Annotated in this window: 25 protein-coding genes; 10 read left to right on the plus strand and 15 right to left on the minus strand. The window is 75.3% G+C overall.

The annotated features are described in order from the left end of the window. Window positions 1–3 precede the first annotated feature (3 nt). On the minus strand, window positions 4–2,214 hold the full coding sequence (locus ACIG47_RS03285; protein ID WP_397429593.1) for a xanthine dehydrogenase family protein molybdopterin-binding subunit: 2,211 nt from the start codon (window positions 2,212–2,214) through the stop codon (window positions 4–6). 190 nt (window positions 2,215–2,404) lie between these two features. Between ACIG47_RS03285 and ACIG47_RS03290 the strand changes: the two genes are divergently transcribed. Continuing rightward, complete coding sequence (locus tag ACIG47_RS03290; RefSeq protein ID WP_397429594.1) at window positions 2,405–3,259, plus strand: helix-turn-helix transcriptional regulator; 855 nt, start codon at window positions 2,405–2,407, stop codon at window positions 3,257–3,259. Between the two features lie 553 nt (window positions 3,260–3,812). Then, window positions 3,813–6,053 carry an alpha/beta hydrolase-fold protein gene (locus ACIG47_RS03295; protein ID WP_397429595.1) on the plus strand — a complete coding sequence of 747 codons (2,241 nt, stop codon included), beginning with the start codon at window positions 3,813–3,815 and terminating at the stop codon, window positions 6,051–6,053. 115 nt (window positions 6,054–6,168) lie between these two features. On the opposite strand, the gene ACIG47_RS03300 is transcribed toward ACIG47_RS03295, so the two are convergent. Then, on the minus strand, window positions 6,169–6,822 hold the full coding sequence (locus ACIG47_RS03300; protein ID WP_397429596.1) for a class I SAM-dependent DNA methyltransferase: 654 nt from the start codon (window positions 6,820–6,822) through the stop codon (window positions 6,169–6,171). 67 nt (window positions 6,823–6,889) lie between these two features. Continuing rightward, on the minus strand, window positions 6,890–7,534 hold the full coding sequence (locus tag ACIG47_RS03305) for a DUF6226 family protein (RefSeq protein WP_397429597.1): 645 nt from the start codon (window positions 7,532–7,534) through the stop codon (window positions 6,890–6,892). 174 nt (window positions 7,535–7,708) lie between these two features. On the opposite strand from ACIG47_RS03305, the gene ACIG47_RS03310 reads away from it, so the two are divergent. Beyond that, window positions 7,709–8,077 carry a DUF4440 domain-containing protein gene (locus ACIG47_RS03310; RefSeq protein ID WP_397429598.1) on the plus strand — a complete coding sequence of 123 codons (369 nt, stop codon included), beginning with the start codon at window positions 7,709–7,711 and terminating at the stop codon, window positions 8,075–8,077. An 87-nt stretch (window positions 8,078–8,164) separates the two neighbouring features. After that, window positions 8,165–8,443, plus strand: a complete 279-nt coding sequence (locus ACIG47_RS03315) for a hypothetical protein (protein ID WP_397429599.1) — start codon at window positions 8,165–8,167, stop codon at window positions 8,441–8,443. Between the two features lie 27 nt (window positions 8,444–8,470). On the opposite strand, the gene ACIG47_RS03320 is transcribed toward ACIG47_RS03315, so the two are convergent. After that, the gene (locus ACIG47_RS03320; RefSeq protein ID WP_397429600.1) at window positions 8,471–9,181 is read right to left on the minus strand and encodes a PAS and ANTAR domain-containing protein; all 711 of its coding nucleotides are present in this window, start codon (window positions 9,179–9,181) and stop codon (window positions 8,471–8,473) included. Window positions 9,182–9,351: 170 nt separating this feature from the next. Between ACIG47_RS03320 and ACIG47_RS03325 the strand changes: the two genes are divergently transcribed. From ACIG47_RS03325 to ACIG47_RS03345, 5 genes are all read left to right on the plus strand, one after another. After that, the gene (locus ACIG47_RS03325) at window positions 9,352–10,773 is read left to right on the plus strand and encodes an FAD-dependent oxidoreductase (protein ID WP_397429601.1); all 1,422 of its coding nucleotides are present in this window, start codon (window positions 9,352–9,354) and stop codon (window positions 10,771–10,773) included. A 71-nt stretch (window positions 10,774–10,844) separates the two neighbouring features. Next, complete coding sequence (locus ACIG47_RS03330) at window positions 10,845–11,345, plus strand: hypothetical protein (protein ID WP_397429602.1); 501 nt, start codon at window positions 10,845–10,847, stop codon at window positions 11,343–11,345. Then, window positions 11,342–12,571 (plus strand): NRAMP family divalent metal transporter, encoded by a 1,230-nt coding sequence (locus tag ACIG47_RS03335; RefSeq protein ID WP_397429603.1) that lies wholly within the window; start codon window positions 11,342–11,344, stop codon window positions 12,569–12,571. The genes ACIG47_RS03330 and ACIG47_RS03335 overlap by 4 nt, the downstream gene beginning before the upstream one ends. Beyond that, window positions 12,568–12,945 (plus strand): hypothetical protein, encoded by a 378-nt coding sequence (locus tag ACIG47_RS03340; RefSeq protein WP_397417930.1) that lies wholly within the window; start codon window positions 12,568–12,570, stop codon window positions 12,943–12,945. Before ACIG47_RS03335 ends, ACIG47_RS03340 begins: the two co-directional genes overlap by 4 nt. Then, a complete protein-coding gene (locus ACIG47_RS03345; RefSeq protein ID WP_397429604.1) occupies window positions 12,942–13,358 on the plus strand; it encodes a PRC-barrel domain containing protein in 417 nt (138 codons plus the stop codon). Before ACIG47_RS03340 ends, ACIG47_RS03345 begins: the two co-directional genes overlap by 4 nt. A gap of 19 nt (window positions 13,359–13,377) precedes the next feature. On the opposite strand, the gene ACIG47_RS03350 is transcribed toward ACIG47_RS03345, so the two are convergent. Both ACIG47_RS03350 and ACIG47_RS03355 read right to left on the minus strand, forming a co-directional pair. Next, window positions 13,378–13,983, minus strand: coding sequence for a flavodoxin family protein (locus ACIG47_RS03350; RefSeq protein ID WP_397429605.1), 606 nt, complete (start codon window positions 13,981–13,983; stop codon window positions 13,378–13,380). A 107-nt stretch (window positions 13,984–14,090) separates the two neighbouring features. Next, complete coding sequence (locus ACIG47_RS03355) at window positions 14,091–14,804, minus strand: PAS and ANTAR domain-containing protein (protein WP_397429606.1); 714 nt, start codon at window positions 14,802–14,804, stop codon at window positions 14,091–14,093. Between the two features lie 224 nt (window positions 14,805–15,028). Here ACIG47_RS03355 and ACIG47_RS03360 point away from each other — a divergent pair, with 224 nt between their 5' ends. Then, on the plus strand, window positions 15,029–16,033 hold the full coding sequence (locus ACIG47_RS03360) for an NAD-dependent epimerase/dehydratase family protein (RefSeq protein ID WP_397429607.1): 1,005 nt from the start codon (window positions 15,029–15,031) through the stop codon (window positions 16,031–16,033). Here ACIG47_RS03360 and ACIG47_RS03365 read toward each other — a convergent pair. The 9 genes from ACIG47_RS03365 to ACIG47_RS03405 are packed head-to-tail and all read right to left on the minus strand — an operon-like array spanning window position 15,966 to window position 26,642. Next, window positions 15,966–16,988, minus strand: coding sequence for a glycosyltransferase family 9 protein (locus ACIG47_RS03365; RefSeq protein ID WP_397429608.1), 1,023 nt, complete (start codon window positions 16,986–16,988; stop codon window positions 15,966–15,968). The two genes, ACIG47_RS03360 and ACIG47_RS03365, sit on opposite strands and share 68 nt — an antisense overlap. 25 nt (window positions 16,989–17,013) lie before the next feature. Then, window positions 17,014–17,784 (minus strand): SDR family oxidoreductase, encoded by a 771-nt coding sequence (locus tag ACIG47_RS03370; protein WP_397429609.1) that lies wholly within the window; start codon window positions 17,782–17,784, stop codon window positions 17,014–17,016. Continuing rightward, entirely contained in the window at window positions 17,781–19,355 is a 1,575-nt protein-coding gene (locus tag ACIG47_RS03375; RefSeq protein ID WP_397429610.1) for a PfkB family carbohydrate kinase, read from the minus strand. Before ACIG47_RS03375 ends, ACIG47_RS03370 begins: the two co-directional genes overlap by 4 nt. Next, the gene (locus tag ACIG47_RS03380) at window positions 19,352–20,020 is read right to left on the minus strand and encodes an SIS domain-containing protein (RefSeq protein WP_397429611.1); all 669 of its coding nucleotides are present in this window, start codon (window positions 20,018–20,020) and stop codon (window positions 19,352–19,354) included. Before ACIG47_RS03380 ends, ACIG47_RS03375 begins: the two co-directional genes overlap by 4 nt. Next, the gene (locus ACIG47_RS03385) at window positions 20,017–21,321 is read right to left on the minus strand and encodes a glycosyltransferase (RefSeq protein WP_397429612.1); all 1,305 of its coding nucleotides are present in this window, start codon (window positions 21,319–21,321) and stop codon (window positions 20,017–20,019) included. The genes ACIG47_RS03380 and ACIG47_RS03385 overlap by 4 nt, the downstream gene beginning before the upstream one ends. Beyond that, on the minus strand, window positions 21,318–22,325 hold the full coding sequence (locus tag ACIG47_RS03390; protein WP_397429613.1) for a glycosyltransferase family 4 protein: 1,008 nt from the start codon (window positions 22,323–22,325) through the stop codon (window positions 21,318–21,320). The genes ACIG47_RS03385 and ACIG47_RS03390 overlap by 4 nt, the downstream gene beginning before the upstream one ends. Beyond that, window positions 22,322–23,416, minus strand: coding sequence for a glycosyltransferase family 9 protein (locus tag ACIG47_RS03395; RefSeq protein WP_397429614.1), 1,095 nt, complete (start codon window positions 23,414–23,416; stop codon window positions 22,322–22,324). The genes ACIG47_RS03390 and ACIG47_RS03395 overlap by 4 nt, the downstream gene beginning before the upstream one ends. Continuing rightward, the gene (locus ACIG47_RS03400; RefSeq protein WP_397429615.1) at window positions 23,413–24,969 is read right to left on the minus strand and encodes an HAD-IIIA family hydrolase; all 1,557 of its coding nucleotides are present in this window, start codon (window positions 24,967–24,969) and stop codon (window positions 23,413–23,415) included. Before ACIG47_RS03400 ends, ACIG47_RS03395 begins: the two co-directional genes overlap by 4 nt. After that, window positions 24,966–26,642, minus strand: a complete 1,677-nt coding sequence (locus ACIG47_RS03405) for a carbamoyltransferase (protein ID WP_397429616.1) — start codon at window positions 26,640–26,642, stop codon at window positions 24,966–24,968. The genes ACIG47_RS03400 and ACIG47_RS03405 overlap by 4 nt, the downstream gene beginning before the upstream one ends. Between the last annotated feature and the right edge of the window lie 144 nt (window positions 26,643–26,786).

Raw genomic sequence — 26,786 nt, forward strand, 5'->3', positions numbered from 1 at the left:
GACCTAGTCCTCCCGCAGCAGCTTGTCGAGGGTGATGGGGAGGTCGCGCACCCGTCTGCCGGTGGCGTTGAAGACGGCGTTGCCGACCGCGGCGGCCGATGCGACGGTCCCGATCTCGCCGAGCCCCTTGACGCCGAGCTCGCTGAGCACGGGGTCGGGCCGGTCCAGCCAGTGCACGTCGATGTCGGGGATGTCGGCGTTGACGGGGACCATGTAGTCGGCGAGGTTGCCGGCGGCCAGCCGGCCGGTGGCCGGCTCGACCGGGTCGTGCTCCAGCAGGGCGTGCCCGATGCCCATGATGACGCCACCGACGAGCTGGCTCCGGGCGGCCTTCGCGTTCACGACGCGGCCGGCGTCGACCACGGTGGTGAACCGGCTGACGCGCGGTTCGCCGGTGAAGCGGTGGACCCGCACCTCGCAGAAGTGCGCACCGAAGCTGTGGACCGCGTACCGGGTGGCCTCGTCGCCCGGCTGCTGGGTCCCCTCGCCCCCGGCCGCCGGGACACCGGCGGCGGTGAGCAGCTGGCCGAAGGTCATCGCCCGGTCCGCCGAGCGCAGGCGACCGTGCTCGTAGGTCAGCCCGGCGGGGTCGGCACCGTGCCACGGCGAGCCCGGGCTGGTCACGGCGATCCGCTTCAGCTCGTCGACGGCGGCCCGGGCGGCGGCCTGGACCGCCGGGGCGGTGCTCGCGGTGGCTCCGGACCCCACCGACGAACCGCCCTGCGGCAGCGTCGAGTCCCCGTACTCCAGCTCGATCCGGCGCATCGGGATCCCCAGGGCGTGGGCGCCGACGGTCGAGACCATGGTGGCCGCGCCGGTGCCCGGGTCGACCGTCGCCGTGGACACCACGGCGGTGTTGTCGGCCCGCAGGCGGACCCGGACGGTGGTCGGCTGCCGGTCCGTCGGGTAGACGGCCGACGCCATCCCCATGCCGACCAGCCAGTCCCCGTCGACGCGGGAGCGGGGCGTGGCGGACCGCGCCGACCAGCCGAAGCGGCGGGCGCCCACGCGGTAGCACTCGTCGAGGTGCTTGCTCGTCCAGGGGCGGTCGGTGCCGGGCACGACGGTGGTGTAGTTGCGCAGCCGCAGCTCGACCGGGTCGACGCCGGTGGCCACGGCGAGCTCGTCCATCGCGGTCTCCAGCGCGAACGACCCCGGGGCCTCGTCGGGTGCCCGCATCGCCCAGGTCGGCGACATGTCGAGGGTCACCTGCCGGTCCTCGACATGCAGGTTCGGTGTCCGGTAGGCCAGTGCCGTGGAGGACTCCGCCGCGGTCATCTGCCATCCGCCGACGGCGGGCATCTCGGCGTCGGTCACGTGGCTGACCGCGGTCAGCACGCCGTCTCGCCGGGCGCCCAGCCTGACCGTCTGGTTGATCCGGCCCCGCCGGCCGATGACCTGGAAGACCTGCTCCCGGGTCAGGACGAGCCGGACAGGGCGGTCCAGCACCGCGGCCGCGGCCGCGGCGAGGGAGGTGTCGTACCAGGACAGGACCCTGCTGCCGAAACCGCCTCCCACGTACCTGCTCATGACCTGCACGCGGTCGGTCGCGATGCCGAGCCGGGCGGCGATCAGCATGACGGCGAAGAGGGGCACCTGCGTGCCGCTGTGCACGGTGAGGATGCCGTCCTGCCACCGGGCGAGGGTGGCGTGGGGTTCCATCGCGACGTGGTGCTGCGAGTCCTGGTGGAAGTCCGCCTGCACGACGATGTCGCTCGCGGCCAGTGCCGCATCGATCGAGTCGACGCCGTCGGCGAGGATCGTGGACCGGGGCGGGCGCCCGCCGGCCGGCGCGTCGGGCAGCGTGCCGGGCTCGTCGTCGAGCGAGGTGCGGGGCGGCTCGGCGTCGTAGGTCGTGGTGACCGTCGCCGCGGCGTCGCGGGCCTGCTCGAAGCTCTCGGCGACGACCATGGCGATGATCTGCCCGTGGAACCGTACGTCCACGTCCTGGAGGGGCGCGTAGTTCTCGCCCAGGCCGGGCAGCACGTACTGCCGCAGAGGATGGAACGGGCTGTACACGTCCAGGACACCCGGGGCGGACAGCGCGGCGGCGGTGTCCATGGCGCGGATGCGCCCGCGCCCGACGGTGCTGGTGATCAGGTAGGCGTGCGCGAGATCGGGGGCCGGGTGGTCACCGGAGTACTCGGCGGCACCGGTGACCTTGCGCCTGCCGTCGATGCGGTCGATCTCGCGTCCCACTGGTGTGAAGGCCATCGTGGCTCCTTGGTCGGTCGCTGGTCACGTGCTCGAGTCCAGGCTGACCACGCCTGCGGACGGCAACCAGGGGGTCGGCGATCCCAGGCTGGGGTTCAAGGCTGGGGCCCCGGGCGCGGGCCCAGGTCGCCGCTACGGGGGTATCGACGATCCGTGGTAAAGCCCTGTGCGCGACTGCTAGAAACGAGAGATGACAGTCGATCGGGCCGGGCTGGCCGACTTCCTGCGCCGTCGGCGGGAGTCGCTCCAGCCGGAGGACGTCGGCCTGCCCCGGGGGCGGCGGCGACGGGCCGCAGGGCTCCGCCGGGAGGAGGTCGCCCTCCTGTGCCACATGTCGACCGACTACTACATGCAGCTCGAACGGGAGCGTGGGCCCCGTCCGTCCGAGCAGATGCTGGCGTCGATCGCGCAAGGGCTCCACCTCTCCCTCGACGAGCGTGACCACCTGTTCCGCCTGGCGGGGCACAACCCACCGCCGCGCGGCCCGGCCGGCGAGCACATCAGTCCCGGCCTGCTGCGCGTCTTCGACCGCTTGACCGACACGTTCGCGGAGATCGTCACGGAGCTGGGCGAGACGCTCCGGCAGACGCCGCTGGGCGTGGCCCTCACCGGTGACCTGACCGCCCACAGCGGCCCGGCCCGGAGCCTCGGCTACCGCTGGTTCACCGACCCCGCCGCACGACGGCTCTACGCCCCCGAGGAGCATTCCCTCCTCAGCCGCATGATCGCCGCCGACCTGCGCCGGCTCGCGACGCTCCGTGGCCCCGGATCCCGGGCCGCGCAGCTCGCCGACCGGCTCCTGGAGCGGAGCGAGGAGTTCCGCGCGGTGTGGGACGACCAGGAGATCGGCGTCCACGCCTACGACGTCAAGCACCTCGTGCATCCCGAGGTCGGCGCCCTGGAGCTGCACTGCCAGTCCCTGGTCGACCCCGATCAGGCTCACTACCTGTTCGTCTACACCGCCGTGCCGGGCAGCGAGAGCTACCGGAAGCTGCAGCGGCTGTCCGTCGTCGCGCGGGCGCGCTTCGCCGACGCGGTCGAATGAGCCGTGGGACGGCCGGGGACCGGGAAGTCCTGGCCGACCGCTGGCGCACGATGCCTCGCGCGTACTTCGCCGTCGACGGGATCAGGACGGCGCCCCGTTGACCACAGGGCGTGGTGCTTACAACGTCGGAATGGCACTGCGTGCCAGCACACACCTGTGTTCCCGCTGCTCAGCGCGGTTCTGAGCCACCTTCCGGGTGATCCTGGCGAGATCCGTTTACAACGTCGGAATCGATCGCTAACCTGGGCTGGCGAGCCGCCGTGCAGGCGTGCTCGTCCGCCGTTCAAGGAGGAACAGCGATGCCACGTCGTGCACCGGCCCTGTCGTCGACCGCGACCCGGACGCCACCAGCGGGCGGTTCGTCGCCGACGTCCCGCCCCACCGGGCGAACCGACGTGCTGGGGCTCCCGCGGCGGACCCGACCCCGGGGCGGACCCCGCCCCTGACCCAACCACCGTGACACCGGTGCCCGCCCGGGTGTCGGCCGTGCGCGAGCTCGGCCTGGGCCGTCCCTCGCGTTGTCGATAACGTTTTCCAAACGAGAGGCAGGTCAATGACGATTGAATCTCAGGCAAGACCCCCTCGTCGCGTCCGGCGGGGCCGACAGGCGCTCGCGGCGGTCGCCGCGAGCGCCGTGGTGGCGGGCGGCCTGCTCGTCGCGCCGTCCGCTGCCGCGCAAGCGGTGAGCTCCGACCCCTGGGTGGGTGAGGTGCCGAACAACCCGATCTCGGACGTCTACCGCTTCACGGTGCCCCGTGCGGCCGTGACCGAGGCGACCGGGATCGCCGACGGTCCTGTCGCCGTGCAGGGGAACTTCGGCCCCGGCAAGGCGTGGACCGACCTCAACATGGGGGCCAGCGGGTCGAACCTGACCGCGACCCTCGGCCCCCTCGAACCCGGCCTCTACTACTACCAGTACGCCGCGCGCCCCGCCGCGGACCAGGACGCGGTCGCGTTCCGTAACCCGGGCGCGCCGCAGGAGGTGACGTCGAAGCCCACCTACAGCACCCTGTTCGTCCCCGGACCGGGCGCGGAGTGGCTCGACGACGTGGCCGACGGCGGCCGGCTCACGACCCTCGAGTACGGCAAGGGACCGAAGCGCGACAAGGAAGCGCTCGTCTGGACGCCGCCCGGCTACGACGCGGACCGCGCCGAGCAGTACCCGGTGCTGTATCTGCTGCAGGGCGAGGGGCAGAGCTACCGCGAGTGGGTGGAGCTGGGCCGGCTCGGCCAGATCATGGACAACCTCACGTTCGACGGCGACGCCGAGCCGATGGTCGTCGTCATGGGTGACGCGAGCGTGCCCGGCCCGGCCGGCGTGACGAAGGAGCTGCTGCCCGCCGTCGAGCGTGCGTTCAACGTCTCCGACAAGGGCTCCGGCCGCGCGATCGCCGGCATCGGCCGTGGTGCGGAGCTGGCCGTGGACGCCGTGGTCGCCAAGCCGCGCGAGTTCGCCGGCGTCGGCTCGTTCTCGGGCGGTTACGACAAGCCGATCTCCCGGGGCAAGGCCAAGCAGATCAACGACGCGACGGACATCGTCCGGCTGTACGCGGGCAACGTGACCGACGCCGCGTACGACGACACGGTCGCGCTGGCCGAACGGCTGACGACGGCGGGCGTCGAGTTCCAGTCCGACGGGTCGGACCCGGAGACGGGCGGCACGTGGGACACGTGGCAGAAGAACCTGCACGACTTCGCGGGGCGCGTCTTCCAGGACGTCGACGACGAGGGCCCGAGCGAGGGGCACCTGCCGTTCGTCGAGCACCAGCTCCCGCCGGCGGGGACGACCCCGACGCCCTGGATCGACGAGAACGGCGTGGTCACCTTCGAGCTCGGCCCCGAGTACGCCGACGCGAACAACGTGACCGTCTGGGGCAACTTCGGCCCGGCCGGAAGCTGGCCGCGCACCCACATGGTCAAGCAGGCCGACGGGTCGTGGCGGCTCTCGCTGGCCGTGGAGGGCGGGTCGTACTACTACAAGTTCGTGGTCGACGGCGTCGACCGCAAGGACGCGAACAACCCCACGACGGTGTTCTCGGAGCCGACGTGGAGCACCTTCACCGTCGAGGGCGACACACTCCGCGGCCAGTACACGGCCCAGGTGCCCGCCGACGCGCGCGGCGAGGTCAGCGTCATGAGCTACCAGAGCACCGCGGGCGGCGGCACACAGCGCTCGGCGTACGTGTGGACGCCCCCGGACTACGACCCGGACCGTGCCGAGGAGTACCCGGTCTTCTACCTGCAGCACGGTGGCGGGCAGACGTGGACCGACTGGGTCGAGGTGGGGTATGTCCAGCGCATCCTCGACAACCACTACCTGCGCGGCAACATCGTGCCGATGGTGGTGGTCATGGCCAACGGCAACGGCGTGGACTTCCCCACGGAGATCACGACGCGGATCGTGCCGGCCGCCGAGGAGCAGTTCAACATCAGCTCCGAGAGCGACCAGCGCGCGCTGGCGGGTCTGTCCATGGGGTCGGGCCACACGCTCAGCACGCTCTGGGCGCACCCGGGCGAGTTCGGCTACATCGGCGCCATGTCGGCGTTCGGTGCACCGCCGGCCAACGCCGACGTCGAGGCCATCAACGAGGGCACGAAGCTGCTGCGCGTCTACTCCGGTGACGTGCAGGACTTCACCTACGGTGCGACGTTGCAGCTCATCGCGGCCATGGAGAGCCGTGGGGTGAACCACGAGTTCGCGCCCATCGTCCCCGGGCCGCACAGCTGGGACGTCTGGCAGAAGTCGCTCATCGACTTCCTGCCCCGGCTGTTCACCGAGGGTTCCGGCGCCTGACGGCGCACGGCACCGCAGGCGGTGCGGTCGACGGGTTCCTCCCGTCGGCCGCACCGCCGTTCCGGTTGAGGAGGGTCCTCCTCCGGGCCGACGCCGCGGCGGCCGGTCCTGAGGTTCAGGCCGGCGTCTTGCGCAGCAGGACGTGCGCCTGCGGGAAGCCGCGTGCCGGGTCCTCGCTCGCGGCGATCGTGAGCCGGGCGACCTCGTGGACCCCGGCCCGCCCGAGCAGGCCGGTGACGTGGCCCGGTGCGTACCGCCAGGCGGGGGAGACCTTGTGGTCGAAGGCCTCGGCCGTCCCCTCGGCGTCCGGCAGGGCCTGGAAGGCGACCAGCAGGTGGCCGCCGGGCGCGAGCACGCGGCCGAGCTCGCCGAGCACCGTGGGCAGCCGGTCCGGGGGCGTGTGGATGATCGAGTAGTTCGCCAGCACGCCGGCGAGGCTGCCGGTGGCGACGTCGAGCGCACCCATGTCGCCGACGTCGAACCGGACACCCGGGTTGGTCTCGCGAGCCGTCGCGACGAGCCGGGGTGAGAGGTCGATGCCGAAGGCGTCCACGCCCCGGTCGCGCAGGTACGCGGTCACGTGCCCGGGCCCGCAGCCGACGTCGGCCACGGCGCCGCCGCCTGCCTGCCGGACCAGGTCCGCGAAGGCCTGGACGAGCGCGTGGTTCAGCGGGCTGCCGGTGAACGCGTCACCGATGAACGCGGTGTAGGCCTCCGCCATGGCGTCGTAGTCGGTACGGGCGGTCGCGAGGTGCTCGGAGGACGTCACGCCGGGCAGCGTAGAGCAGGGCCGGCCGGGTGGTGCCGCGACCCGGAGGAGCGGCCCGCCGTGGGCCTCACATCCACGGGTCGTTGACCAGCACCCGGACGTCCTCGGGGAACGAGACGTGCTCCCGCCGGGACAGACGCCGGCCCCACGCCAGCACCTGGTCGAGCTCCGGCAGGCCTGGATCGCCACCCACACCTCCGCCGTCAGGCGTCCACACACCTCGCCAGGTGCCAGCAAGCATGAGGACGATGCCGCTCATCGCCTCGACGACGGCCTCGTCGAGCCCCCGGACCAGGTCGTCCGAGCCGTGGTCGCACGCATCGCAGCCGCAGTCGGGGACGAGCTCGAGCTCCGTGTCCGGATCAGCCATGCCGATGCGGACCAGCGGGACCTCGCTGTCCTTCGTCGGACCGCGCTCCAGGAGCAAGAGGGGGAGCGTGCCGGGGCGGCGGGACGTCAGGCGTACCCCGCCGTCGAGGTCGGGCCCGAGCGACTCGGGGGCCACGGGCTCGACGTCGATGTCCGGCACCGTGCCGAGCACCCGGGACCATGCCCGTGCACGGAGCGCGACGACCCGGTACCTGCCCGGGTCGGTCACCCGCGAGTACTCCTCCTCGGACGCCTCGCAGTCCTCGTGAGGATTCGGCCACCGCGGCGGATCGAGGCGCGCGAACTCGGCATCCACGCGTGCGATCAGCTGGGTCGACTCCACCCGTCGATCGTAGCGAGGGCTCGGGCCACCTCACCGAGGGGGTGTGGGGCACCAGCAGGCGGCGCAAGGGCGGTCTGTGGTGAGTTCCTGAACCGGCCGGACGGTGCGCCGCGAGACCAGGCACCATGAGACGGTTCACCGTCCGTCCGGCCACACCACGCGGGAGCGAACCACATGCCAGACCGCACCATCCAGTTCTTCCTGGACCTCGAGTCCCAGGTCTGGGACGCCCTCGCCCGCGGCGACGGCGACGCCGACCGCGAGCTGCTCTCCGAGGACTTCGTCGGGGTCTATCCCTCGGGGTTCGCCACGCGGGCGGAGCACGTGGGCGAGCTCGCGGACGGCCCGACCGTCACGTCGTACGCCCTCAGCGAGGCCCGGCTGATCGACGTCGCCCCGGACTCGGTGCTGCTCTGCTACCGCGCCGACTACCAGCCCTCGACCGGGCCGGAGAAGGAGGCGATGTACATCAGCTCGCTGTGGGTCGAGCGCGACGGGCGCTGGTGGAACACCTTCAGCCAGGACTCGATGGCGAGCGCCTGAGACCGGAGCGCGGTCGGCGCTGACCTGCTCGTGCGGATCCGCGAGTTTGCTGGTCAGGGGCGCCCGCGATCCACGACCATGGCACCCATGACCGACGAGACCACGGGCACGCGTCCCCGGCTGACCCGGGCACACAACTCCGCCGCCCCCGTCACCGCGGGCCTGGCCGGGCTGATCCTGGGGGCCGGGCTCTTCGTGATCGGCACCACCAGCCTCACGACGATCGCCACCCTCGTCGGGATCGCGGCCTTCCTCGCCGGGCTCGTCGTGCTCCTGAGCGGTGTGTACAAGCTGCTCCAGAACCTCGACGGCGCCACCCAGGCCATCCTCGACGGCGCCGAGCAGCCCGGCCGCGCCGTACCCTGACGGCCGGCCGGGCCCTCGCCACGGGCCTCACGCCACCCGGCGGGTGAGCAGCGGGTCGTGCACCCGCGACTTCCGTTCCGGGGCGACCTCCGCCAGGATCCGGCGGACGTGCTTCGCCGCGGGTGCGCCGAGGCCGGTGCCGGACAGGCCGGCGAGCAGGTGCGCCGCCGTCGTGCGCAGGTCGGTCCCGGCGGCGCTCGCCCGCTCCGTGAGCATGGTCAGCGCCTCCTCCTCGGCCACGCCGTGCACGGCCATCAGGATGCCGCGTGCCTGCTCGATCGTGGCCGCCGAGGCCATCGCGCTGTCCACGGAGCGCCGGGCCTCCCGTGACACCGCCTCCCGCTGCAGGGGCGTCACGTCGGCCACCTGGCCCACCAGGTCCGGCCCGCGCTCGGACCGCACGGCCTGACCGGTCACGAGCAGGGTGCGGATCCGGCCGTGCGCGTCGACGATGCGGTGGGCGCAGGAGAAGGGACGGCCGGCACGGAGCGAGCGGACCGCCTCGTGGACTACACGGTCGGGGTCGTCCGGGTGCCGGTGGCTGCGCAGCGCCGCGAGGCCCGGCTGGACGTCGTCGGGCTGGTACCCGTACATCCGGTAGACCTCGTCGGACCACCACCAGGTGCCGGTCGTGAGGTCGACCCGGTACTGCCCGGCCAGCACGGGCGTGCCGACTGCCAGGTGCTTGAGCAGGTCACCGATCTGGTCGGGAGGTGTGGTGAAGGTCGTCTGTGCCATCGGGGGCCTCCGTCTGTGCGGTGCGGCGCCGTGGCTTGACTCCACTCCACACCGTAGCCCCGTCCCGCCCGGCCGGCCAGTGCGGCCCTCCCCGGGCGACCTGCGAGTGCCCGGCCTGCGTGCCAGCCTGAGACGGTCGACAGGCCGCACACCCGGCACGAGGAGGCACCGTGAGCGACAGCACCCGCGAGACCACCGGCGCACCGGCGGACACCACGGCCCCCACCGAACCTCCGCGCGGACCGCTGCACGCCGACGTGGTCGTGGTCGGCGCCGGGCTCACCGGCGTCGTCACCGCGCACCTGCTGGCCGACGGCGGCGCCGACGTCGTCGTCCTCGACGCCGGCACCGCGCCCACGACGACCACGACAGCCCGGTCCACCGGCAAGCTCTCGGTGCTCCAGGGGACCCGGCTCACGGAGGTCGCCCGCCACGGTGACGACACGCTGCACCACTACCTGGCGGCCGGCAAGGCCGGCCTCGCGTGGCTGCGCCGCACCCTCGGCGACCTCGGCGTCCCCGTGGAGGACCGCGACGACCTGACCGTCGCCACCACGCCCGAACAGGCGGCCGTGCTCGACGACGTGCTCGCGGCCGGTCTGCGCGGCGGGCTGCCCGTGCACTGGGAGGACCGGCCGCCCTACCCCGGACCGACCCACGGCGCCGTGCGCCTGCCCGACCAGGGGCAGGTGGACCCCCTGCGGGCGCTCGCGGCACTGCGCGCCCGCCTGCGCTCCCGCGGGGTGCGGCTGCACGACGGGGTCCGGGTACGGCAGGTGCGCAGGACGTCGTCCGGCGTGGCGCTGCGCACCACCCGCGGCACGGTCGTCGCGGACCGGGTGGTGCTGGCCACGGGGACGCCGCCCGGCCGGCTGGGCGGCCTGTTCCTGCGGCTGCACGCGGGCCGGAGCCTGCTCACGACGTGGGACGTGGCGCGGCCCGAGGACCTGCCGCCGGGGTTCGGGGCCACCATGTCCATCACGGCCGGCTCCCCGGCCCGCTCGCTGCGCACCGCCGGCGGGCTGCTCATGGTGGGCGGGGAGGGCTACACCGTCGGCCGGGAGCCGGACCCCGCCGCCCGGCTGGCAGCCCTGGACGCGTGGACGCGGGAGCATCTGCCGGTGGGCGGCGCGCGGCACGCGTGGGCCGCCCAGGACTACGGCACCGACACCGGTGTCCCGTTCGTCGGACCGGTCACGCCCGGCGACGACCGCGTGCTCGTGGCCACCGGCTACGCCAAGTGGGGCCTGACGACGGCGGCGGCCGCCGGTCTCGCGCTCGCCGGCCGCCTGCTCGGCGAGCCGGAGGACTGGGGACCGGCCCTCGAACCGTGGGCCCGGCCCGCCCGGCCCACCACCGCGGCGGCGGCCACGTTCGCCGAGCAGAGCAAGGGCTGGGCGTGCGCCGTGACCCGGCCCGCGGGCGAGCGCGCCGGGGCTCGGCGCGTGTCCCGCGTGTGCCCGCACCTGGGCGGGGTGGTGCGGTGGAACGACCAGGAGCAGTCGTGGGACTGCCCTGTGCACGGCTCCCGGTTCGCCGCCGACGGCGCCCTGCTCGAAGGGCCCGCCACCGAGGCGCTCGCACCCCGGTGACCCGGGTCCCCGGTGCGCAGGGTCGCTGCGCCGGCGTGCGAGCGACCCCGCTCCGGAGCACCATCAAGGTCATGACGGTGACGGGGTGGCGGATGGTGGCGCGGGGCGTCGTCGTCGTGGCCGTGCTCGCCGGGACCACCGCGTGCACCGTCGCCAGTCATCAGCAGCCCGGGCAGGCCAGCGCCGCCGTGGCCGACGCCCTGTCCGAGGCGAGCTCGGCGGCCGAGACGACGCGGATCACCGTCGAGCTCCTGTCCGCGGGGCGCCTGACCGGGCCCGTGGCCGACACCGCCCTGCTCGACCAGCTCCGGGCGCTGGACGACGCGGAGACGGCACTGACCACGCTGGTCCCGCCCGACGCGGCCTCGTCCGACCAGCGGGCCACGGGCCTGACCGCCGTGGGTGACGTGACGGACGTCGTCGTGCACGCGCGGGAGTGGGGTGCGGCCCGGTCCGGGGGCGACCTCGACGGGGCGTCGGCCGTGCCGGCCACCGCCGAGGAGCTGCTCGCGGACCTGGCGACCGCGACCGAGGGCGTCGACGAGGCCCTGGCCGAGGCGGGTGGGCCGTGAAGAAGGTGCTCGGCGCCGCGCTCGGCGTCCTCACGGCCATCGGTGGCTTCGTCGACATCGGTGACCTGGTGACCAACGCCGTCGTCGGGTCCCGGTTCGGGCTCTCGCTCGTCTGGGTCGTGGCGCTCGGCGTGGTCGGGATCTGCCTGTTCGCCAGCATGGCCGGCCGGGTGGCCGCCGTGAGCGGCCGCGCGACGTTCGAGATCATCCGGGAGCGGCTCGGGCCGAAGGCGGCCGGCGCCAACCTCCTCGCGTCCTTCGCCATCAACCTCCTCACGCTGACGGCCGAGATCGGTGGCATCGCGCTCGCGCTCCACCTCGCCAGCAGCGTCGAGCCGCGGCTGTGGATCCCCGTGGCGGGCCTCGCGGTCTGGCTCGTGCTGTGGCGCGTGAAGTTCCAGGTGATGGAGAACGTGGCCGGGCTGATGGGGCTCCTGCTGGTGGGGTTCGCCGTCGCGCTGTTCCTGCTCGGCCCGGACTGGGGGGAGCTGATGCGGCAGGCGGTGCCGCCGTCGCCGCCGTCCACGGAGCCCGCGCCGGCCTACTGGTACTACGCCGTCGCGCTGTTCGGTGCCGCGATGACGCCCTACGAGGTGTTCTTCTTCTCCTCGGGTGCCGTCGAGGAACGCTGGACGGCCAAGGATCTGGCGACCAACCGGGCCAACGTGCTGATCGGCTTCCCGCTCGGCGGGCTCCTGTCGGTGACGATCGCCGCGTGCGCGGCCGTCGTGCTGCTCCCGGCGGGGATCGAGGTGTCGTCGCTGTCCCAGATCGTGCTGCCCGTGGCGCAGGCCGGCGGGGTCATGCTCCTGGCCGTGGTCATCGTCGGCATCGTCGCCGCCTCGTTCGGGGCCGCGCTGGAGACCGCGCTGTCCAGCGGGTACTCCCTGGCCCAGTACCTGGGCTGGTCGTGGGGCAAGTTCCGCAGGCCGGCCCGCGCGGCCCGGTTCCACGTGACGATGATCGTGGCGATCCTGCTGGGCGTGGGCATCCTGATGACCAGCGTGGACCCCGTCGCGGTGACCGAGATGTCGGTCGTGTTCTCCGCCGTCGCGCTGCCGCTCACGTACGTGCCCATCCTGGTGGTGGCCAACGACCCGCAGTACATGGGTCGGCACGTCAACGGGCGCGTGGTCAACGCGCTGGGCACGGTGTACCTGGTGATCGTGGTCGTGGCGGCCGTGGCCGCCATCCCCCTGATGATCGCGACGGGAGCGGGGTCATGACGCGCGAACGGATCGTCGACGCCCGGCTGCACCTGCTCAGCCGGCAGGTGCTGGACGCCGACGGCGAACCGGTGCGCGCCGTCGACGACCTGGAGCTGACGGGGCCCGACGGGCAGGAGGCCCGGGCCGGTGCCGAGGCCTCCGTGGGCGCCATCCTCGTGGGTCCGGTGCTGCTCGTGCGGCTCTTCGGCGGCCGGGTCCCGGACTCGCGGCTGCCCCGCATCGACTGGTCGGACGTCGGGCACGTCGGCACGGCCATCGAGCTCACGGTGCCGTCCGACCGGCTCGACGCCGACTGGGTGGAACGCTGGCTCCGCGAGCACCTCGTGGGCCGGATCCCCGGCGGGCGTCACGACCCGGAGGCGGACGGATGAACGTGGGCGACCTGCTCGACGCGCGGGTCCTGGACGCCGACGGCACGGCCCTCGGCGTCGTCGTGGACGCGCGGTTCGCGCTGGAGATCCTCGACGAGCACGACGACGAGGAGGAGCACGAGCAGGACCGGGAGGACCCGGAGCGCCCGCTGAGCACGCACACCGCGAGCCGGGGCTCGGTCGGTGCCGCCCGCCTGCTCGGGCTGCTGGTGAGCCCGCGCGGCGGGGGGTCGTTCCTCGGGTACGAGCGCACGGAGGTGCGCTCGCCGTGGCCCGTCCCGCAGCTCGTCCGTCGTCGGATGCGCGGCACGTTCCTCGTGGACTGGGACGACGTGGCCGACGTGCGGACGGACGAGGAGCCCGTCACGGTGCGGCTCCGCGCGGGGTGGACCAAGGAGTCGCCCGACCTGTAGGCGTCGCGCGTACCGTGGCTCAGTCCTGCTGCGGGGGCACCGGGTGCGCGGCCAGGGCCGACGCGACCGCGTGGAGGTTGTGCGCCATGAGCCGCCCCGTGCTGTGGGACCACTCGTGGCCGTGCTCGGTGTCGGGATAGTCGGGACCGGGCCCGGGACCCTGGTTCCAGTAGGTCCAGGACTGGCCGGGAACGGTGTACCCGATGTCGCCCAGCGCCCCGCTGATCTCGGAGATCACGTGGTGCGCGCCGTCCTCGTTGCCGGTCACCACCACGCCCGCAACCCGGTTGTACGCCACGGGGGTGCCCGCCGGGGAGGTCTCGGAGAGCATCGCGTCCATGCGTTCCAGCATGCGCTGGGCCACGGACGACGGTCGGCCGAGCCAGGTGGGCGTCACGACGACGAGGATCTGCGCGTCGAGCAGACGGTCGTGGACGGACGGCCAGTCGTCGCCGTCCCCGAGGTCGGTCACCACCCCGGGCGGGACGTTCAGGTCGGCCAGCCGGAGCTGGTCCACGGCCACGCCGTGCTCCTGCAGGGCCGACGCCACGACGGCGGCCAGCGCCTCCGTGTTCGACGGTGCGGGGGAGGACTTCAGGGTGCAGCTCAGGAACAGGGCCTTCATGGGGCACCTCGCCAGGACGTCGCGTCGGCCGCTTCTGGACCTCTGCCAACGTAGCCCGGGGTGTGCCCGCTCACGACCGGGACGCCGGCCCGGGTGCGCCCGGCGGCTCAGCCCACGGCGTCCGAGGCGGGCTTCGGGCGGACGACGACGTCGGCCGTGCCGGGAGGTACGGGCGCGGCGAGGAAGTCCGTGATGTCCTCCGCGCGGGGCGCCTCGGCCCACGACGGGTCGGACAGCCAGTCGACCAGCCACGTGGCCAGTTCCCGCACGGGCACGTTGAGCTGGTTGGAGGCCGTGCGCAGACGGTCGAACGCCTCGTCGTCGGTGATGCCGAAGGCGACCATGATGGCGCCCTTGGCCTGCTCGATGGAGGCCCGGTGCTCGGCGGCCGCCCGGATCGAGGCGGTCGCCTCGCGCTGGGCGTCCTCGCGACTGGCCTCCGTGACGTCGATGAAGTAGCCGTACAGCTCCGTCACCGCGCCCGACGTCGGGTCACGCCGGGCCTGGCCCGTCACCGCGAGGGTGCGGCTGGCGCCGTGGGCGTCGACGATGCGGTGCACGGAGCTGAAGGGGCGGCCCGTGGCCGCCGCCGCCCGCAGCACGTGGTCCACCCGGTCCCGGTCGTCGGGGTGCTTGTGGGAGAGGATCAGCTCGGTGGTCGGCACGATCTCGCCGGGGCTGAAGCCGTGCATCACGAAGACCTCGTCCGACCAGGACCAGCGCCCGCTGGCCACGTCGAGCCGGTACCGGCCGACCGGGGCGTGATGACCCGGTGCGAGCGCCGCCTCGAGGGCCTGCTCCGTGGGTCGCGAACCGTTCACGTCTCGTCCCGTCGTTCGTGCTGGGTGGGCGGCGTGCCGTACCGGTGCCCGGGTGGGCGGGGTTGCCGGACGTCACCCCTTCACTCTGCACCGAGAACCGGAGAAAGGCGAGAGGCGGGCGCGAGGAAGCGTTCCCCGGTCCGCCGCTGCGAGTGAACCGGCTCGGGTGCACGGTGGATCGTGTGGTCGAGACCAGGCTGCCGGGTCCGGCGAGAGGACGACCGATGGGCAGCCAAGGCGTGCGCGAGAACCCCCGGGAACACGTGACGAGAGCCGTCGTCACCGGCGGTGCCGGGTTCGTGGGCAGCAGGCTCTGCGAGGTGTTGCTGGACTCCGGCGCGGAGGTGGTGTGCCTGGACAGCCTGCTGACGGGACGGACCGAAAACCTCGCGGCCGTACGGACGCACGAGCGGTTCCGGTTCGAGCAGTGCGACATCGCCGAGGGCCTCTCCTCCCGCGGCGTCCGGGCCGCGGTGCGGCCCGGGGTGGACCTGGTGCTGCACCTGGCGTCCCCGGCCTCGCCCGTCGACTACCTCGAGCACCCGCTCGAGACGCTGGACGCCGGGTCCCGGGGCACGCGTGCCGCCCTCGACCTGGCGCAGGACCAGGGGGCGCGCTTCGTGCTCGCCTCGACGTCCGAGGTGTACGGCGACCCGCAGGTCCATCCGCAGGACGAGGGGTACTGGGGCAACGTGAGCAGCGTGGGGCCGCGCAGCGTGTACGACGAGTCCAAGCGGTTCGGCGAGGCGCTCACGGCGGGCTACCGGCGTGCCCTGGGCACCGACACCGGCATCGTGCGGATCTTCAACACCTACGGGCCCCGCATGCGCGAGCGCGACGGCCGGGTGGTGCCCACGTTCATCCGGCAGGCGCTGGCCGGCGAACCGCTGACTGTCGCCGGGGACGGCAGCCAGACCAGGTCGCTGTGCTACGTCGACGACCTCGTGGCCGCGCTGCTGGCGTTCGCGCGCAGCGGCCACCCGGGCCCGATGAACCTCGGCAACCCGCACGAGCTGTCGGTCCGCCGGATCGCCGACGACGTGCTCGCCGCCACCGGGTCGGCGTCGCGCATCGAGCACGTCGAGCGGCCGACGGACGACCCGGGCATGCGCTGCCCCGACATCGGGCTGGCGCGGGCGGAGCTGGGCTGGGAGCCGCAGGTCAGCTGGCAGGACGGGCTGGCACGGACGGTGGAGTGGTTCCGCTCCCGTTCGCGCGACGCGGCCTGAGCGCCGCCTCGCACCCGGCGACGACGTCGGCGGCCGTCAAGCGGGCGAGCGCCGGGTCGAGGCGGTCGGCGTTCGCGTCGCGCGGCGCGGCGCCGGGCTCGTCGAGCCAGACGACGACGTGCCTGTCCCGGTCGATCAGCGGCCCCCAGAGGGCCGGCGGCGTGGGGCCGAACAGCGTGACCGACGGCGTGCCGTACGCCGTGGCCAGGTGAGCGACACCGGTGTCGGTGCTGACCAGCAGGCGCGACGTGGCGACCAGGTCCGCCAGGGCGGGCAGCGCGAGACCCCCGGAGAGGTCGCGGACCGGTGCGTCCGCCGCGGCCGCCACGCGCCGGCAGAGCAGCCGCTCCTGAGGTGAACCGGTCAGCACGACGTCGTGCCCGCGTGCGGCGAGCGCGGCGACCACCTCGGCCCAGCGCGCCGCCGGCCAGCGCCGGGCCCCGGCGGCCGCCCCCGGGTGCACCACCACGGGGTCGCCGCGCCCGCCCGGTCGGTGGGGCCGCGGGTGGGGCCGGCGCAGGCGCAGGTCGTCCGGACCGCAGGACCCGCCCACGCTCCGGACCAGCCGGCACCAGCGCAGCACCTCGTGCTCGTCGTCGTCCCAGTCGGGGCCGATGTGCCCGGCCTCGGCGTTGTCGAACGCGATGAGCGCGTCCGGCCGCGTCGCCTGCAGGACGCGGTGGCTCTCCGGCCCGCGGCCGTGCAGGTCGACGGCGAGGCAGCCGGGCGCGTCCTGGGCACCGCCCGGCCCGGCCCACGGCCAGGGCAGCCGCGCCAGGCCGTGGGTCGGCAGCACGGCGTCGACCACGCCGAGGCCGCTCAGCCAGTCGCCGATGCCCTGACCGCTCGCGAGCACCACCCGGTGTCCCGGCCAGGCCCGCCGTACCCCGCGGAGCGCGGCCACGCCGGTGAGGGCGTCGCCCAGCCCGAGCGCGCGCAGCACCAGGACGGTCATGCCGTGCTCCCGGTGACCGGTCCGCTCACGGCCAGGACGCCTCACCCGACGCCATGACGAGCATCTCCCGGATCTCGCTCCCGGGCGGCTGGGTGAGGGCGGTGAGGGCGGCTCCTGCCGTGGCCGCGGGGTCGTTCAGGTCGGCGTCCGGACCGGGCTTGTACTGCTCGGTCCGGCCGTCGAAGAACGGTGTGCGCATGCCGCCCGGGATCAGGCAGGTCACCCCGACCCGGCCCGCGTACTCGGCCGCCAGCGCCTGGCTGAACCCGCGGATGCCCCACTTCGACGCGCAGTAGGCCGTCGCGTCGCCGGCACCCCGCAGCGCGAGCGTGGAGGCCACGGTGACGACCGTGCCGTGCCGTTCCTCCAGGTACGGCAGGGTGGCCCGGACCACCGCCACGGTGCCCAGGAGGTTGACGCGGATCACGCGCTCCCAGTCCCCGGGATCGATCTCCAGCAGGGGTCCGCACGCGTCGATCCCGGCGGCGGTCACCACGGCGTCGGGCGGGCCGACCTGGTCGACCAGTGCGTCGACGGCGCGCTGCGCGGCCCCCGGGTCGGCGAGGTCGGCCGCGGCGTACGGTACGTCGGCCCGGGGTTCGGCCACGTCGAGGACGGCGGGCGTGCCGCCCGCGGCGGCCACCGCGTCGACCAGGGCCGCGCCGAGACCGGACGAGCCGCCCGTGACGAGCACGGTGCCGACGGACCGGGGCGCGAGCGGGGCCGTGGCAGGGGTAGGCGCGGGCGCGGACCTGGCGGTGGGGCTCGTGGTGGTGCTGGTGGTGGGCACGGTCATGATGACCTCCTCATGGTCGGTGGGATGGTGGCGTTCGCGGGGTCGCTCGCCCGGACCTGGCTGACGAGCCCCGTGGTCGAGCGGCCGTCGAGCCGGGGCAGGGTCACGACGCGCCCGCCGTAGGCGTGCACGACGGCCGCCTCGGGCAGGCCGGACCGGGTGTAGTCGCCGCCCTTGGCCCAGATGTCGGGCCGCAGGTCGGCCACCGCGGCCGAGGGCTCGTCGTCGTCCAGCACGACGACGTGGTCGACGCACTCCAGGCCCTCCAGGACGCGCCTGCGGTCGGCCAGGGGTACGACCGGCCGCTCGGGGCCCTTGAGGCGGCGCACGGAGCGGTCGGAGTTGAGCAGCACGACGAGGTGGTCGCCCAGCCGCCGGGCGGCCGTCAGCATGCTGACGTGGCCCGCGTGGAGCAGGTCGAAGCAGCCGCTGGTCGCGACGAGCACGCCGCCCGTCGCGCGCAGCCGCGCCCCCAGCTCCGCACGTGTCACCGGGCGGTCCGGTTCGGCGACGACGGCGCGGGGGCCGGCGTCGCGCGCCTGGCGGAAACCGTCCGCGCCCCCGGAAGCGACCCAGGCGCTCGCCGCGGCGACGGCCTCGCGGACGGCGTCCGCCGGGGTGTCGCCGCGGGCGAGCCGGTCCACGGCCGTGGCGGCGAAGCGGTCGCCGGCGCCGCAGGGGTCCGCGCCGCGCACGGGCCGGGCGGGCAGGTGCCGCACCACGGCGGGTGCCCCGTCATCGTCGCCGTCCGGCCGGGCGGCGACGAAGGCGCCCCGCTCGCCGGCGGTGACGCCGACGGACCGCGCGGCCCAGGCCCGCCGCAGCACGTCGGCCACGGCGGGCACGTGCCCGTCCTGGCCCGCCGGGGGGTCCGGGAGGTTGCCGGCGGCGCGCTCGGCCTCGGCCGCGTTGGGGGTGACCAGCGCCGCCGCGGGGACGGGCGGCCCGCCCCGGGGGTGCGGGTCCCAGACCAGCGGGACCCGGCCGGCCGTCTCGGCGAGCAGCTCCCGCAGGAGCGGGTCGCGCGTGACGCCGCCGCCGTAGTCCGCCACGAGCACGGCGTCACAGCGGGCGAGGGCCTCCCGCACCGGTTCCGCGGTCTCGGGCGTGACCCCCGCCGGCGTGCCGGGCCCGCCCTCGTCCACGCGGACCAGGCTCTGCCCGGAGCTGCGCACCCGCGTCTTGCGGCGCGTGGGACCCTCGTGGCCCAGGGGGACGAGCGTGACGTCCGCGAGCTGGCGGCGCAGCTCCTCGCCGTCCGCGTCGTCGGCCAGCGGGGCGACCAGCACCACGTCGGCGCGCGGGGCGCACAGCAGCGCCGCGAGGCCCGCACCGCCGGGGCTCTGCCGCACCTGCGCCACGTCCACGACGGGCACCGGGGCGTCGGGCGCGAGCCGCGTGACGGTGCCGTCCACGTCCCGGTCGAGCAGCACGTCACCGACCACGACGACGAGGGGCCGGGCCGGCACGGCGTCCGGCACAGCGTCCGGCACGGCGTGCGGCCCGGTATGCGGCACGGGCGTGAGCCGTGCGGGCGGGACGGCACCTGCGGCGGGGCCCGGGCGGGTCATGCGCGCACCTCCGCTGCCCTGGCCGGGCGCCTGCGGGCCGCCTGTTCGCGGCGCGCCACCTCGGCGTCGAGCGCCGCGCAGACGGCGTGCACCACGACCAGGTGGGCCTCCTGGACGGCCGCACCGGAGACGGACGGGACGGCGAGCACGTCGTCGCACAGCGCGGCGAGCGGGTTGGGCGCCTGTCCCGTCAGGGCCCAGGTACTGAGCCCGAGCTCGCGGGCCCGGCGCGCGGCGACCAGCACGTTGGCGCTCGCACCCGACGTGGACAGGCACAGCAGCACGTCGCCGGGGCGGCCGTGCGCGGCGACCTGGCGGGCGAACATCTCGTCCTGGCCGTAGTCGTTGACGATCGCGCTGAGGCTGGAGGTCTCCGCGTGCAGCGCGATGGCGGCGAGCGGCACGCGCTCGCCCTCGAACCGTCCCACGAGCTCCGCGGTCAGGTGCTGGGCCTCGGCGGCGCTGCCGCCGTTGCCCGCCACGAGGAGGCGGTGGCCGGACAGGAGCCGTCCGGCGAGGTCCACCCCCCACCGCTCGATCTGGTGGTGCACCGCGGTCAGGTGGTCGAGGCCGGCCAGCAGGTCGGCGCGGTGCTGCCGCAGCCAGCCCTGCCCGCTGTGCTCGTCGGGGGACCAGCCTGCCGGGTTGCCGGGTCGTTCGCTCATCGGATGCCTCCCGTGGGGGTCAGGGACGTGCGGGCCGCGGCCCGTCGCGCGCCGTCCCGGGCGCGGACGGGCGGGAACTCGGCGACCTCGGCGTAGGCCTCGGCCGTCTGCCGGGCCACGGAGACCCAGCCGTACCGGCGCTCGGCGCGCACGCGCGCGGCCGCGCCGAGGCGGTGCCGGAACCGGTGGTCGGTGAGGCGGGCCAGCGCGTCGGCCACCGCCTCGGGGTCGCGCGGCGGCACGAGGAGCCCGGTGCGCTCGTGCACCACGGTGTCGAGCATGCCGCCCACCGCGGAGGCGACGACCGGACGCCCGCACGCCGCCGCCTCCAGCGGCACGATCCCGAACGGCTCGTACCAGGGCGTGCAGGCCACGACGTCGACGTCGCGCAGGAGGCCGGGCACCTCCTCGTGCGCCACGGCACCGAGGAACCGCACCCGGTCGCCCACCCCGGCCCGCGCGGCGAGGTCGCGCAGGCGGCGCACCTCGGGGTCACGGTCGATCTCGTCGGCCGGCGGGCCGCCCGCGACGAGCAGCTCGACCGGGGCGGGCCCCCGTCCGGCGAGCACGGCGAGCGCCTCGACGAGGGTCGCGACGCCCTTGCGCTCCACGAGCCGGCCGACGGAGAGCACCCGTAGGGGCGAACCCTCGCCGGGCCGCCGGGGACCGTTCGGTCCGGGCGTGAACACCCCGAGGTCGACGCCGCAGGGGACCACGCGGACGCGGTCGTCCGTGCCGCCCATCTCGTGCAGCTCCCGCACCTCGTCCCGGCAGGTCGCGACCACCAGGTCCACGTCCCGGCACAGGGCCGCCTCCAGGCCGATGCGGGCGGCGGGACTGGTGTCGGCCGCGCCCTGGTAGCGCCGCTTGACGGTGCCGAGGGCGTGGAACGTCTGGACCACGGGGATCTCCGGGACTCCGGGGTGGGCGGACCAGCGGGTGGCGCGCAGCGCGGCGAGCCCCGACATCCAGAAGTGGGCGTGCAGCACGTCGGGCCGGCTCTCCGGGTCGGTGAAGCGGGCCGCGAGGTCGTCCCCGAAGGGGTCCATCCAGGGCAGCAGCTCGTCCTTGGGCAGCGGCTCGGCCGGCCCGGCGTCGACGTGCACCACGTCCACGCCGTCCGCGAACGGCACGCGCCCGGGCAGGGCCGGGTCGTCGCGGCGCGTGTAGACGTCGACGTGGTGGCCGTCCGCCGCGAGCCGTGCGGCCAGGGCGGCGACGTGGACGTTCTGCCCGCCCGCGTCGGCCTCGCCCAGCGTGGCGAGGGGGCTGGCGTGCTCGGAGATCATGGCGATCTTCATGCGGACACCTCCTGGTTCAGCAGCGTGGTCCACCGGTCGAGGAAGACGTCGAGGGAGTAGTGGGTCAGGACGTGCTCGCGGGCCGCCTTGCCGTACGTGACCGCCTCCGCGGGGTCGGCCAGCCACCGGCGGGCCACCGCGACGAGCTCGTCCGGGTCGGCGCTGAGCACGCCGGCCTGCGGCGGTACCGCGGCGTAGGCCGCGGTGACGGGCAGGGCCAGGACGGGCAGGCCCAGGGCCATGGCCTCCAGCAGCGCGAGGCCGAGGCTGGTCCACCGGTAGGGGTGCAGGTAGAGGCGGGCGCCGGCGAGCCGGTCGTGCAGCTCCGCCTGCGGCAGGTCCGCCAGCCGCCCGGCCGCCGCGGCCGCCGTCGGGCCCCGGGCGGTCAGGTGCTCCGCGAGGAGCGGTGTGCCCAAGCCGTACACCTCGGCCGGGACCTGGCTCGCGACGTGCAGCAGCACGTCGGTGCCGGCGGCCCGCCACCGGCGCACGGGCTCGTTCACGACGGCGGCCACGTGCTCCCGCTCGCCGGTGTACCGGGGCCCCGGGTCGGGCACGCCGTGGTCGATCACCGTGGTCCGGGCCTGTCCGGTGTCCCACATCAGGGCGTTGAACCCGGTCACGTGCACCAGGGGGAGACGGCCGCTGGCCACGACGTCGACGTCGGCCAGGGGGTGCCGGGTGGCGGCGGCGGGGCCGCCGGGGGCGTCGTGCTCCAGGTACACGGCGGGCACGTCGTACCCCGCGCGCCGGCCGGTCCACTCCCGCAGGAGCCGGGCCTCGTGGGGCCGCTGGAGCAGCACCGCGTCGACGCCGCCGGCGTCGAAGGCGCGGCGCAGCTCGTCGGGGCCCACCTCGCGGACCGCGGGCGGCCAGTCCCAGGTGCGGGCCCGGCCGCGGCCGTCGGCGGGGCGTCCGGGCAGCACGGGCACCAGGTACTCGTGCCCGCCCTGGACGAAGGCGGTGGTCCACGACCCGTGCACGTGCCAGAGCAGGATCCTCATGAGCGCCACCGCCCTGCGCCGGCCGTGGCCGGGGCGGGCCGCCGGGCCAGCCGGGCCACGGCCTGGGACACCTGGCCCGGGGTGACCGAGGAGAGGCAGGGGTGGCCCGGGACCGGGCACGTCCGGGCCCGGGTGGCGCGGCAGTCCGCGCCCTGGTCGCCGAGCACGAGCCGGGGCACCCCGTAGGGCAGCCACCGCTCGACCGGGACCACCGGGGCGAACAGGCTGGCCACGGGGGTGCCGACGGCCGCCGCCAGGTGCGCGGGCCCGGTGTTGCCCACCACGGCGCACACGGCCGTGTCCAGGACGGCGGCGAGCTCGGCGAGGCTGGTACGCCCGCCCAGGTCGGTGGCGTGGCCGTCCGCGACGTACGCGGTGAGCCCCCGCTCGGCCGCGGACCCGGTGACGAGCACGTCCCAGCCGTCGTCGCTGAGCTGCCGCGCGATGGCCCGGGCCTGCTCCGGCAGCGGGGCCCGTGCCGGCACGGACGCGCCCGGGTGCAGCACGACGGCGTTCCGCGCCGGCATGCCGTCCTGGCCCGGCGGTCGTGCGGCCGCGGGGACCGGCGGCAGCGGGCGGCGCACGGCGAGGAGCCCGTCGTCGTCCGGGGGCAGCGCGGCCCCCGCGCGGGCGGCGAGGTCCAGCGCCGCCTCGACCTCGTGCAGCCCCGGGCCGCGCCGGTGCCGCACGTCCAGCAGCGATCCGGGGTAGTCCTCGCTGGTGGCCACGACCCGGCGGACACCCGCGAGCCGGGCCAGCAGCGCCATCGGCAGCGGTGACTGGTGGAAGGACGTGAAGATCACCGCGAGCCGGTAGCGGCGCGCCACGAGCCGGGCCACCAGGTCGAGCACCGCCTCGGCGGACACGGGCGGGGGCGCGGTGCCCGACCACGGCGCCTCGAAGCGGAGCGTCTCGGTGACACCGGGCAGCAGGGCGGCGGCCTGGGCGCCCGCGCCGGAGACCAGCAGGTCCACCTGCTCGTGGGTCGCGGCCAGCGCGCGGACGGCGGGGCCGGTCAGGAGCACGTCGCCGTCGCTGTCGAGCCGCACGGCCAGCACGCGGTCCGGGGGTGTGTGCACGGTGGTCGTCACAGCAGCGTCACCACCTCGTCGAGCGTGGCGGCCACCGCCGGCGCGCGGGTCAGCTCCTCGCCGCGGGTCACCTCGGTGGGCACCAGGACGCCGCGCGCGCCGGCGGCGACCGCCGCGCCCACGTCGCTGCCGATGTCGCCCACCACCACGCACTCCGCCGGCAGCACGCCCAGGTCGGCGGCCGCCCGGAGCACCAGGCCGGGCTCCGGCTTGCGGCACGTGCACCCCTCCTCGGGGGTGTGCGGGCAGCGCTGCCAGGTGTCGAACCGGCCCAGCAGCCGGCGCACCCGCCGGTCCACGGCGTCCACCTGCGCGGTGGTCACCAGCCCGCGGCCGATGCCGGACTGGTTGGACACCACGCCGACGAACACGCCGTCGCCCCGGAGCTCGTCCAGCACACGCCGCGCACCGGGCAGCGGCTCGACGGCGTCCGGGTCCGGGTTGTAGGGCACGTCACGGACCAGGGTGCCGTCCCTGTCGAACAGCACGGCCCGGACCGGCAGCGGCCAGGCCGGGACGGAGCGCCCCAGGCCCTGCCGCCACCGCCACGCCCCGCGCACCCGGTGCGCGACGGCGGCGAACGGGATCAGCGCGCTCGTCACGACCATCCGGGCCAGCTCGGCGCCGTGCCCCTCGTCGCCGCGCCGGGGGCCCGGCGCGATCCGCTCGGCGGAGAACTTCGCGGTCAGCCCCGCCCAGACGGCGCCCGCGAGGACGGCGACGGCGCGGGTCGTCTGCGGGTCCCGTCCACCGAGCGCGGCCGCGGTCACGCCGGCACCGAGCGCTGTCAGCCCGGCGGTCACCGTGACGGCGTGCCAGGGCAGGCGGCCCGGACCCGCCTCGGTCCGGGCGCGCCAGGAGCGGCCGTACAGGGCCCGCAGCAGGGCGTCGTCGGCGTTGCCCGCCTGGGCGCGCACGCTCGCGAGGTGCCCGGCGGGCCGCACCGGGTGGTCGACGGACCGCACGCCCCGCGCGAGCCGCCAGCCCGCGGTCCGCAGGCGCAGGGCCAGGTCGGCGTCCTCGCGGTAGGCGCGCCGGAAGCGTTCGTCGAACCCGTGCACCTCCTGCAGGGCGGCCCGGCGGAAGGCCATGTCGGCCGTGGCCCAGCGTGCCCGCTCCAGGCCGGCGGTGTTGCGCTCCAGGTCGGTCGGAGGCCGGTGGCCCGGCAGGGGTACGTGGATGCGTCCCTGCACGCCGGCGACGTCCGGGTCGGCGGCCGCCAGGTCCTGCGCCAGCGCGTCGGCCCAGAGCGGGGGCACCACGACGTCGTCGTCCAGGAAGGCGACCCACTCCGTGCGCGCGGTGCGCCAGCCGACGTTGCGGGCGGCCGCCGGGCCGCGCCCGCCGCTGCGCAGCACGCGCACGCCGGGCACCGGGTCGGGGCCGAGGTCGAGCGGCGGGTTGGTCCCGTGGGCCGGGAACGGGCGGTCGTCGACCACCAGCACCTCCAGCGGGGCCGGGCCCACCGCGGCCGTGGCGCGGACGGAGGAGAGCAGGGCACCGAGCTGCGGACGGCCCACGGTCGGGACCACGACCGAGTACGACGGCCTCATCGCGCACCTCCGGCGGGGGCGAAGGCGTCGGCGCGCCAGACCAGGTGCGGCCCCAGCACCAGCACGTCCACCGGCGTGGAGCCGAACAGCTCCAGCACGTCGCGCGGGCTGTCGACCATGGGCCGGCCCGCGGTGTTGAGGCTCGTGTTGACCACGACCGGCAGGCCCGTGCGGTCGCGGAACGCGCGGAGGGTCGCCTGCAGCCGCGGCTGCGAGTCGTCGACGGTCTGGACGCGGGCCGTGCCGTCCACGTGGACGGCCGCCGGGATCCGGTCGCGCCACCCGGGGGCGACCTCGTGCACGAACAGCATGTACGGGCTCGGGACCGGGCCGCCCGAGAAGATCTCGGGGGCGTCCTCCAGCAGCACCATCGGTGCCACCGGGCGGAACTGCTCGCGGCCCTTGACCTCGTTGAGCCGCTCCGTGTTGGCCCGGTGACCCGGGTGCGCCAGCAGCGACCGCTGGCCCAGCGCTCGCGGCCCGAACTCCGAGCGGCCGTCGAACCAGGCCACCATGGCGTCGTCGGCCAGCGCGGCCGCCACCTGCCCGGGCAGGTCGGGCGGCGTGGTGAACGGCACCCGCGCCGTGCGCAGCGCCCGGGCCAGCTCGTCGTCCGACCAGGACCGCCCGAGCGCGGCCGACGTCATGGGCCGCGGCACCACGCCCGCCTCCGCCGTGAGCTGCAGGGCGGCGCCCAGGGCGGTGCCCGCGTCACCGGCGGCGGGCTGCACCCACACGTGCTCGAACGGCGTCTCGCGCCACAGCCGCGAGTTGGCCACGCAGTTCAGCGCGGTGCCGCCCGCGAGCGTCAGCGCGTCGTCGCCCGTGTGCGCGTGCAGTGCCGTGGCCAGCTCGACGAGCAGCTCCTCCAGGCGCGCCTGGACCGACGCCGCGAGGTCGGCCCGGTCACGCGCGGGTCCGCCGGCACCCGGTTCGTCGGCAGCCCCCGGCACCGCCGGCTCCGCCCATCGCGACCAGTCGGGCGCCTCGGCCTCGAAGCCGCCGTCCGGCGTGGTGCGCAGCAGCCCCCGCAGCTCCGGGAGGAACCGCGGCCGGCCGTAGGACGCGAACGCCATCACCTTGTACTCGTCGCTCGACCGCAGGAACCCGAGGTGCTCGGTCAGCGACTCGTACACGAGGCCGAGGGAGTGGGGCAGGTCCTGGCTCGCCAGCGTCTCCAGCTTGCCGTCCGCGTACCGCCCCGCCAGGAACGACGACCGTTCGCCGCGACCGTCGAGCGACATCACGCTGCACGTCTCGAAGGGGGAGGCCAGCGCCGCCGACGCGGCGTGCGCCACCTCGTGCGGCACGAACCGCACGGCGTCCGGGCTCAGCCCGGGCAGCGCCGTCGCGAGGAACCACGGCGCCCGCTCGGCGTACCGCAGCCGCAGCCAGTCCCACGGGTCGGGCAGGCCCATCTCCTCGGACGGCCTGGCCAGCGCCGGGTCGAACGAGTAGGCCACGGCGTCCAGGTCGCCGGGCTCCAGCCCGCCCACCTCCAGGCACCATCGCGCGGCCTGCTCCGGCAGCTCCCAGGCCGCGAACGGGACCGGGCGCTTGCCGTGCTTGCGCCGGGTGAAGCGTTCCTCCTCGGCCGCCGCGAGGATCTGACCGTCCACCACGAGCGCCGCCGAGGGGTCGTGGAAGAGAGCGTTCACTCCGAGAACTCGCACAGGTGACCTCCACCGAAGGGTCGTCACCGGGCTTCTTCCGGTTCCACCACCGTCGAGCGCCCCGGAACCACTCGCATCTCGAACCGCTTCCCGCCACTTCCGTGCCGGATCCTGTGCCGAGATCCGTGCCGGATCCCGTGCTGA

Origin of the sequence: Promicromonospora sp. NPDC052451 (assembly GCF_044547525.1) — a bacterium.
Classification (GTDB): Bacteria; Actinomycetota; Actinomycetes; order Actinomycetales; family Cellulomonadaceae; genus Promicromonospora.